This window comes from Aeromonas sp. R10-1 (genome assembly GCF_040908465.1).
GTDB classification, from domain to species: Bacteria; Pseudomonadota; Gammaproteobacteria; order Enterobacterales; family Aeromonadaceae; genus Aeromonas; species Aeromonas caviae.
On the sequence record NZ_JBFODT010000035.1, the window covers coordinates 18,517 to 27,099 of the forward strand.

General features: G+C 50.3%; 8 protein-coding genes. 4 read left to right on the forward strand and 4 right to left on the reverse strand.

Features of this window, described 5'->3' with window-relative positions; translation table 11 throughout:
* Nucleotides 1-22: 22 nt before the first annotated feature.
* From galE to galK, 3 genes are read left to right on the forward strand one after another with little or no spacing between them, the layout of a single operon-like run.
* A complete protein-coding gene (galE, locus tag AB5Y93_RS17595; RefSeq protein ID WP_219635189.1) occupies nt 23-1,042 on the forward strand; it encodes a UDP-glucose 4-epimerase GalE in 1,020 nt (339 codons plus the stop codon).
* 26 nt (nt 1,043-1,068) lie between these two features.
* Nucleotides 1,069-2,109 carry a galactose-1-phosphate uridylyltransferase gene (gene galT / locus AB5Y93_RS17600; protein WP_041213008.1) on the forward strand — a complete coding sequence of 347 codons (1,041 nt, stop codon included), beginning with the start codon at nt 1,069-1,071 and terminating at the stop codon, nt 2,107-2,109.
* 9 nt (nt 2,110-2,118) lie between these two features.
* Nucleotides 2,119-3,276, forward strand: a complete 1,158-nt coding sequence (gene galK, locus AB5Y93_RS17605; RefSeq protein ID WP_113070408.1) for a galactokinase — start codon at nt 2,119-2,121, stop codon at nt 3,274-3,276.
* Between the two features lie 653 nt (nt 3,277-3,929).
* On the opposite strand, the gene AB5Y93_RS17610 is transcribed toward galK, so the two are convergent.
* Nucleotides 3,930-4,223 carry a hypothetical protein gene (locus tag AB5Y93_RS17610; protein ID WP_216944151.1) on the reverse strand — a complete coding sequence of 98 codons (294 nt, stop codon included), beginning with the start codon at nt 4,221-4,223 and terminating at the stop codon, nt 3,930-3,932.
* 234 nt (nt 4,224-4,457) lie between these two features.
* The gene (locus AB5Y93_RS17615) at nt 4,458-4,634 is read right to left on the reverse strand and encodes a hypothetical protein (RefSeq protein ID WP_162726206.1); all 177 of its coding nucleotides are present in this window, start codon (nt 4,632-4,634) and stop codon (nt 4,458-4,460) included.
* 1,558 nt (nt 4,635-6,192) lie between these two features.
* Between AB5Y93_RS17615 and AB5Y93_RS17620 the strand changes: the two genes are divergently transcribed.
* On the forward strand, nt 6,193-6,351 hold the full coding sequence (locus AB5Y93_RS17620) for a hypothetical protein (RefSeq protein ID WP_162901958.1): 159 nt from the start codon (nt 6,193-6,195) through the stop codon (nt 6,349-6,351).
* A 137-nt stretch (nt 6,352-6,488) separates the two neighbouring features.
* Here AB5Y93_RS17620 and AB5Y93_RS17625 read toward each other — a convergent pair whose 3' ends face one another.
* Nucleotides 6,489-7,088, reverse strand: a complete 600-nt coding sequence (locus tag AB5Y93_RS17625; protein WP_368229953.1) for a hypothetical protein — start codon at nt 7,086-7,088, stop codon at nt 6,489-6,491.
* A 264-nt stretch (nt 7,089-7,352) separates the two neighbouring features.
* Nucleotides 7,353-8,515, reverse strand: a protein-coding gene (locus AB5Y93_RS17630) for an IS3 family transposase (RefSeq protein WP_368229181.1) whose coding sequence is annotated in 2 segments (ribosomal slippage) — nt 7,353-8,260 and nt 8,260-8,515 — 1,164 coding nt in all. Because the reading frame shifts where the segments join, the coding sequence is not laid out codon by codon here.
* Nucleotides 8,516-8,583: the final 68 nt, after the last annotated feature.

Here is an 8,583-nt window from a genome sequence, read left to right on the forward strand (position 1 = left end):
GAGCGCCAAGGAGCGATTCATGTTGAAGATACTCGTGACAGGTGGAACTGGTTACATAGGTAGTCATACCTGCTTGCAGCTTATCGCTGCCGGGATGACCCCCATCTTGTTGGACAATCTGGTTAACAGCAAAGAGAGCGTCCTCGAACGTATCCACAGCCTCAGCGGACTGCGCCCCCAGCACTATCACGGTGATGTGCGGGATGCCGACCTGCTGGATCGTGTGTTTGCAGACCAGCAGATAGATGCCGTGATCCATTTCGCAGGCCTCAAGGCCGTAGGGGAATCGGTACAAAAGCCTCTCGAGTACTATGACAACAATGTCAGCGGCACCCTGGTGTTGCTGCAGGCAATGCGACGCGCCGGGGTCAAGACCCTGCTGTTCAGCTCATCTGCCACCGTCTATGGCGAGCCGGAGATCATGCCCATCACCGAGGAGTCGCCCACCTTTCACGCCACCAACCCTTATGGTCAAAGCAAGCTGATGGTGGAGCGCCTCATCAAGGACTTTGCATACTCAGCCTCCGACTGGTCATTGACCCTGTTGCGCTATTTCAATCCGGTGGGCGCCCATCCCAGCGGCCTGATGGGCGAGGATCCCCAGGGCATTCCCAATAACCTGATGCCCTATATTGCCCAGGTGGCAGTGGGCCGCCGTGCCAAACTCGCCATCTTTGGTGATGACTACCCGACACCAGATGGTACCGGTGTGCGGGATTACATTCATGTCATGGATCTAGCCGATGGCCACGTCGCAGCCTTGAAACATGCGCTTGGGCAAGCTGGCGTCCATGTGTACAACCTGGGCACTGGGCATGGCTACAGTGTCCTGGACATTCATGCCGCCTTCTCCAAGGCCTGTGGCCGCGAACTGCCTTATGAGATCGTGCCGCGCCGCGCCGGGGACATAGCACAGTGTTGGGCAGATCCAACACGGGCCTATAACGAACTGGGGTGGAAGGCTTATCGCACGCTTGATGAGATGGCGGCTGATACCTGGCGCTGGCAATCCCAAAATCCAAACGGTTACCCCCTTCCATGAATATACAGAACGAGACAGACCTTACTATGCAATTCGAACCGACCGACCACCCTCACCGTCGTTACAACCCATTGATCCAACAGTGGGTTCTCGTTTCTCCCCACAGGGCGAAACGCCCTTGGCAGGGCCAGCAGGATGAACCCGATCGTACCCAGCGCTCCCCTCACGATCCGGATTGTTTCCTCTGCGCCGGCAATACTCGCGTCACTGGTGACAAAAATCCGGATTATCCGTCGACCTTCGTTTTTACCAACGACTTTGCGGCACTGATGGTTGATACACCTATGGCCCCAACCAGCGAGGACCCCCTCTTCCAGCTAGAGAGTGCACGCGGCACCAGCAGGGTAATCTGCTTCTCACCGGATCACAGCAAGACCTTGCCCGAGTTGTCTATCCCCTCCCTCACTGCCGTGGTCAACACCTGGTGTGAACAAACTGCAGAGCTGGGGCGCGAATACCGCTGGATCCAAGTATTCGAAAACAAGGGCACCATGATGGGGTGCTCCAATCCCCATCCCCATGGGCAGATATGGGCCAACGACTTCTTGCCCAACGAAGCCGCGCGGGAAGATGTCGCCCAACGGGAGTATTTTGCCAAACATGGTCGAGCCATGTTGCTCGATTATGCGGAACGCGAGCAGGCTGACGGCAGCCGTACCGTAGTGGAAACGGAACACTGGCTGGCAGTAGTGCCTTATTGGGCTGCCTGGCCCTTCGAAACCCTGTTGCTTCCCAAGTTTGCGGTAACACGTCTACCGACACTGACACCGCAACAGCGTGCAGACCTCGCACTGGCGCTCAAAAAACTGACCAGCCGCTATGACAACCTGTTTCAGTGCTCCTTCCCCTATTCGATGGGATGGCATGGTGCGCCATTCAATGGCGAAGAGAATGATCACTGGCAGTTGCATGCCCACTTCTACCCGCCCCTGCTGCGCTCTGCGAGCGTACGCAAGTTTATGGTGGGCTATGAAATGCTGGCAGAAACACAACGTGACCTGACGGCAGAACAGGCGGCAGAACGCCTGCGTTCCGTCAGCGATATCCATTTTCGTGAACAGGTTTGAGGTTGAGACATGAGTATTGAATCGCCACACAGCGTGACTGAACATACCTTTTACACCCAGTATGGTTATCGCCCGACCCTCGCCATTCAGGCACCTGGGCGTGTTAACCTCATTGGGGAGCACACGGACTATAACGATGGTTTCGTGCTACCCTGCGCCATCGATTATCAGACCGTGATCAGTGCTGCCCCCCGCCAAGACAGTCTGATCAGGGTTATCGCTGCCGACTATCACAACCAACTGGATGAATTTGACTTACGCCACCCCATAGAGGCGCGCCCGGAATACCTGTGGGCCAACTATGTGCGAGGCGTCGTCAAATATTTGCTATTGCGAGGCTGTCAGCTGACAGGGGCAGACCTGGTAATCAGTGGCAATGTACCTCAGGGAGCAGGCCTGAGCTCTTCCGCCTCTCTGGAAGTGGCAGTAGGACAGATCTTCAAAGAGATGAATCACCTCGACATCAGCCAAGCAGATATCGCCCTTAATGGACAACTGGCGGAAAACAGGTTCGTCGGTTGCAACTGCGGTATCATGGATCAGTTCATCTCGGCTCTGGGTCAGCAAGATCATGCTCTGCTGATCGATTGCCGCAGTCTGGATACCCGTCCTGTGAGCATTCCAGCCGACATTGATGTGGTCATCATCAACTCGAACGTACGCCGGGGCCTGGTGGATAGCGAATACAATACCCGCAGGGCACAGTGTGAAGAGGCCGCACGGCATTTTGGGGTCAAGGCACTGCGTGACCTGACGATGACCCAGTTCACCGAGCGAGCCAACGAACTGGATCCTGTCGTCGCGAGCCGTGCACGCCACGTCATCTCCGAGAATGAACGAACGCTGGCAGCGGCCGATGCGCTTGCCAATGAAGACATGGTCATGATGGCCGAATTAATGGCGCTGTCCCATGCCTCGATGCGTGATGATTTTGCCATCACAGTGCCTGCTATCGACGCCTTGGTCGACATGATCAAAGAGATCATCGGCAGTCGTGGTGGTGTGAGGATGACTGGTGGCGGGTTTGGTGGCTGTGTGGTTGCATTGGTTCCACAGTCACTGACAGCAGCAGTGTGCGAACAGGTTAATATTCGTTATCCCCAAGTGAGCGGTCTGGCCCCGAGTATCTATATCTGTAAGCCCTCCGCAGGAGCTGGCCCCCTCTGATTTTTCATTGCCACCTTAATGTCATGATCAGCGAAAACAACTCTACATATGTCCAAGCTGATCATGACACACATTGAATCGCCACTGGTTTTGTAAACACCTCGCAATCCAGACTCGCTTACGACATAGGTTAGAACATCTCAGGAGAACGAAAAAATAAAGCGCCACCGTTATGGAGGTGCATTACATCTCTACAGGCTAGTGTTTCAAAGCCGTGGTGAGTTCATTATTGAACAGCGACAGTGAGCTCAGGATGCCAAAATGCAACGAGCTGCCCGTTAGACCGGCTGAAATATTGGCTCCAGAAGGTTTCTAAATTCTGGATCATCTTGCCACTGCAGTAGCCGTTCTTTGCATCGGTTTGCACGAATGCCGCATCATGAACATAGATTCGCGCTCCTTTGAAATCAGCGAGAAGATTCTCCCTCTAGACATTGACCAGCTAAACGGATGGATAGATGTAACGGATACCTTTGGACTAACTCCTTTTGAATTGCCGCACCAAGCCAAAAGAAACCAAAGTAAGCTGTGACAGAGGGCCGGTAGAACCACTACAGCCGTCATTGTCGCCACCATCATTACCACCGTTATCAATATTGACGCCTTGCACAGTGATAGCGATTGGCTTGGTGATCACGTTAGTGCCAGTACCGCTACGCAAACCGAGGGGGACGCTCTTGGCAACCACAAACTACCAGATCACGGGCTGTCATGCGCACTGTGTAGGTCGGATTGCCCGCCGCATCGAGTACCGCTTGGCAAGTGGTCGGGTCAAAGCGCACCAATTGCGAGATTCCATCGTTGTAGTGTTGGCCAACAACGGCGCTGCCAGATTGGTTATACAGCTCTACAGAAAGACGCTCGGTTGCTACATCAGTACCGGAGGCAGTGATGGTTACGTCGATGTACAGTTTGTCATTGGTCAGGGTTGTGCTGTCTATTGCCATGACGAAAGTGCGGTCAGCAACCTCCTCGGCATGAAGCCCGCACCAGACCCTTTTGCCCATACGTAGTAAGCACGGAGATTACCATCTGGCATTTTCATCGTGCTTGAGGCATAAGGGCTGTGTACAGCGCAGGTCAGGTCTTGAATGTCTTGTTAGTGCAAATACCATCCCAAAGACGGTGGCGCTTTGATACCAAAATCAGGGCCGTAAGAATCGCGTACTCCAACGACTTTCTCATTGATCAGCATAACAAGTCATGCGGTTGGCGTTCAGCACGGTATCGCTCATAACGAGGATCTGTTTTACCTCGGAGTGCAGATCTACATAAGCGCCATTGTTAACGATATCTGTACGTTGACTTGCGTAATAATCGCCCATAGCCGATACGCGCTGGTTAATGGTGTTAAACACCTTTTCCACACCATTCTTATCGACAATGAACAGGGCACTATGACGTTAACATCAATAGTAGCAGCGGCTGTTACCACATTACTTGCAACCAATACCACAGCCATCAGGAACCTCCTTGACATCATTAACCCCACCAGAACTGATGTTTTAATTTGAGTGCACGAAATAATATTAAGATACCCCTTCATACAAGGAGGAGTATATTTCCAGCAAGTTAACTTTCTAATTTGTGAAACTATGTACAGGACATTTTTACCACAAATCGCTGTGGCTTGAGTGGAACAAACTTAAGGGACGATGAGCCGATCATCACCATCAATTTCAAATCCTCATCATGAACAAGGCACTTCAGTCGCTCACTGGTAGAAACAATGATGGCGCATTTCAAAAAGTTGATGGAGGGCACTGGATCAGGGATGATAAGTAAAACCTTATGTGAGCGCGATAAACAAACTGAACACCCTTGGTTAGCCAGTAAGAAAGCCCGTGTGTCACAGCCAACTGGATCTGGGAAATCAGGCTAATTTAGACAACAACGCCACATATCCGAACAAAGCTACGACCATTAAAATATCATCCTCAATACAGGTTAATGACAGGGTTAACTTGATGGCATATAAAGGGACTATTGCCATAATATGGCAATTTTTATCGAACATTTTTCCATTCTTACAGCTATGATTTCATCATGTACACAAACCCTACTCATTAAAAAATATAGTTTTAAAAAACAATCTGTTAGGTGAATTAAACTACTATCTAAATGTCAAAAACTTGTGCCACAATATGGCAATGAGCATTTGGCGCTGCCATATTTTGGCAGACACTCCCACATCTCCCCTTACTGAACCGGCTTATCACACAGATAACTCAGAAAATTCATTAAAACATGAACAAATAGTGACTAGATATGCAGTTGCAACCACTTAAACACTCATCTCATTGTGTTGTCCTACGATAGTACAATGGGATACCATTAATTATAACCAGGTCCCCTTAATGAGCCTCAAACGCTCCCCTGCACTGAGGGGGCTTTATTATGCATATTGTGTAGCCTTCGGCGCTATATTATAGATGCTCAATAATTATACCTTTTCATTCTGGCTTTCATTTACATCTCACTCTAAATATGTATTTCAGGATGAAATGTTCTCTATATAGAGAACCTCTTAAATAATATTAATGCTGAGTGATAGCATTACGATTCCATTCACTGGCGGAGAAAAAATAAAGAAAACACATCTCCCCCCAGAATAAAAATTGAAGAAACCTGATTCTGAAATTTAATAATATATGCAGCTCTCATCAATGTTGTATTCTGGTGATTCCATTATCCAGACTTGTTCAACTTGGCAGCTCTGGAGTAAAGCAACCGAAAGTTGGTAAACACAGACGGAAAACGGGGTCAGTTTTTTCGGACACTACATCTCGGCATTCCAACTCCCCTCTGCACCATACCTTACAGAAATTTCCATTTTTTGCCCCCTGTTAGATGGCTTCATTTTCCATACATTGTCGCTATCCAGTACATCCACTGGAGATGACAAGGAGATCTATGATGAGCAACAGCAAAAAACCAATGACCACAGAAGCCGTATCTCGTATCCATAGTGCTGAAGCGCGGAGTAACGGAGGTGGTGTGAGTAAAGACAGTTTCACCGCGCGTGCACAAAAAACCGCTGCAGTCACCCCGCCAAAACCGGAAACTAAAAAGTAAGGAAACAACATGTCTAAAAAAGATGACGACGATAACCGCTCGCGTCAATTAAACCCCGAGCACGATGCCTACTGGCAGAGTCGGGGCTACGATGAGCGCCCTGATGATGAAGATGATGAATGACTTTTTCAGGGAGCCTATGGCTCCCTGCTGCCTATAGCTTTATTATAAAATCGATTGTAATGGCTAAAACATGTAACAACCTCATGATCCAGTTCTGGATCACCCGTTACATGAATCCATCCAGATAATATATCCGCTACGCCCCACATCGGCTCACAATAGTGAAGAACTTCCTCGACATCAAAATCTTCTGTCTTGGCTAACTCTTCAAGTGCTCCACGTAACCATTCTCTAACCGTTTTAAATTTTAGATTTCGTTTTCTTGCATAAAACTGACGTAAACTAGTTGCGATAGAATCTTCATTGCAACCCGCGTACTTGGCAAAAGCCTGATAGCCTATTGACTTGGATACGAAACGTTTCAGAAGAGGTTCGAACAATCCAGACCTATGAGGTACCCACTTATCTAGTGGAGATGTAGGCATCATTTTGAGAAATATCGATTGTTTGTGTTCCATCGACACATGGCGGTTAAAATCAGCATCAAACGCCGCTAGCATCTTAATAAAAAGATATATATTGAAATAATGTAGAGTTCTAAACAGGACCCTGTTTTGTTCAGGCCCCATGTTAAAATCGCTATCATTGACTCGCAACTCTACATTCAACTCCATTAGACTAGCTCTCAGCCAGTCGTTCTCTAAAACTTTCTTGGCTCGACTTCTCCCACGAAGACCATCTAGGCTATCCAATAAAATCTGCAATTCATATAGGAAACTTTCTGCTTGCGCACACGTTTGTGGGTAATAACCTGTGATTTGAAGGCCTTTGAAGATGCTTGGCCATTTCACACGAATCGCAAATTGCGATATTAGTATGGGTTCAGATGGCGTATCAAAAAAATCAGCACTAACACCCCTAGTTACTGAGTGTAGTGGTCAACTAAATCCGGACACACAGTTAAGCCGATTTTCGGCCTCTGCTGGCGGTATCCCATCATTGTGTTGATGCGGGCGCCGCCAGTTGTAGTAATCCATCAGGTAGTAGCTGATATCCCGCTTGGCTTCCCGCAGGCTCATGTACCCCGTGGTCGGAAGCCATTCCGTCTTGAGGCTCCTGAACAGCCGCTCCATCGGCGCGTTATCCCAGCAGTTGCCACGCCGACTCATGCTCTGGGTCATGCGATAGCGCCACAGCCGTTGCCGAAATACCCGGCTGCCGTATTGGCTGCCCTGGTCGGAGTGAAACAGCACGCCAGACGGGCAGCCCCGTTGCTGATACGCCATGTCGAGCGCTTTCACGGCCAACTCAGCATCAGGCCTGCCGGACATCGCCCAGCCCACGACCCGTCGGGTGTGGAGGTCGAGCACCGCGGCCAGGTAATGCCAGCGGCCACCTGCCCATACGTAAGTGATGTCGCCGCACCACACCTGATTGGGTTGCGGGGCAGCAAATTCACGCGCCAGATGATTGGGAATATCCGGTCGTTCAGACCGCACGACCTGATAACGATGAGCTCCCGGTTGTTTGGAGACCAGCCCGACCTCCTTCATCAGACGACGCACCTTGAACCGGCCAATCTGATGCCCCAGTGCCCGCATCATTGACATCAAGGCCCGGCTGCCAGCTGAGCCTCTGCTCTCTTTGAACAGACACCGTAACTCACTTCTCTGCTGCCCCCGTTCACGGTTAATTGTGCGCCTGCGAGCCAGATAGTCGTAAAAACAGGCGGTTGGTATACCGAAAGCGCAACAGACCAGGGTGGTGGGGGCTTGCTCCCTTAATCGGTCTATCAGCGCGTACGTTCGAGTTCGTCCGCCATCAAGAGAGCAGTAGCCTTTTTTAGAATGGCCTTTTCGCGTTCAAGCCGGTTGATGCGGGCTTCCAACTCCTGAATTTTTTGCTGCTCAGGGGTCAGCGCCCGGTTAGCAGGTGTAGCGCCACTTCGTTCTGATTGAAGTTGCTGAACCCATCGACGCAGCACGGTTTCGCCGACATCCAGTGAACGGCTGGCTTCGGGGACTGAATAGCCTTGGTCGAGCACCAGGGATGCGGCTTCCAGCTTGAACTCGGCAGTAAATGAGCGACGTAATCTTGTCATTGAACACCTCAAATAATGGTGGCGACTGTACCACCTAAAACGGTGTCCGGGATGATTAGACCACTACA

Excerpts from the sequence above, each read along its gene's own strand:
- AB5Y93_RS17625 (WP_368229953.1), bottom strand. The coding sequence starts at position 7,088 with ATGGAGTTGAATGTAGAGTTGCGAGTCAATGATAGCGATTTTAACATG.
- galK (WP_113070408.1), top strand. The coding sequence starts at position 2,119 with ATGAGTATTGAATCGCCACACAGCGTGACTGAACATACCTTTTACACC.
- AB5Y93_RS17610 (WP_216944151.1), bottom strand. The coding sequence starts at position 4,223 with ATGGCAATAGACAGCACAACCCTGACCAATGACAAACTGTACATCGAC.
- AB5Y93_RS17620 (WP_162901958.1), top strand. The coding sequence starts at position 6,193 with ATGAGCAACAGCAAAAAACCAATGACCACAGAAGCCGTATCTCGTATC.
- galT (WP_041213008.1), top strand. The coding sequence starts at position 1,069 with ATGCAATTCGAACCGACCGACCACCCTCACCGTCGTTACAACCCATTG.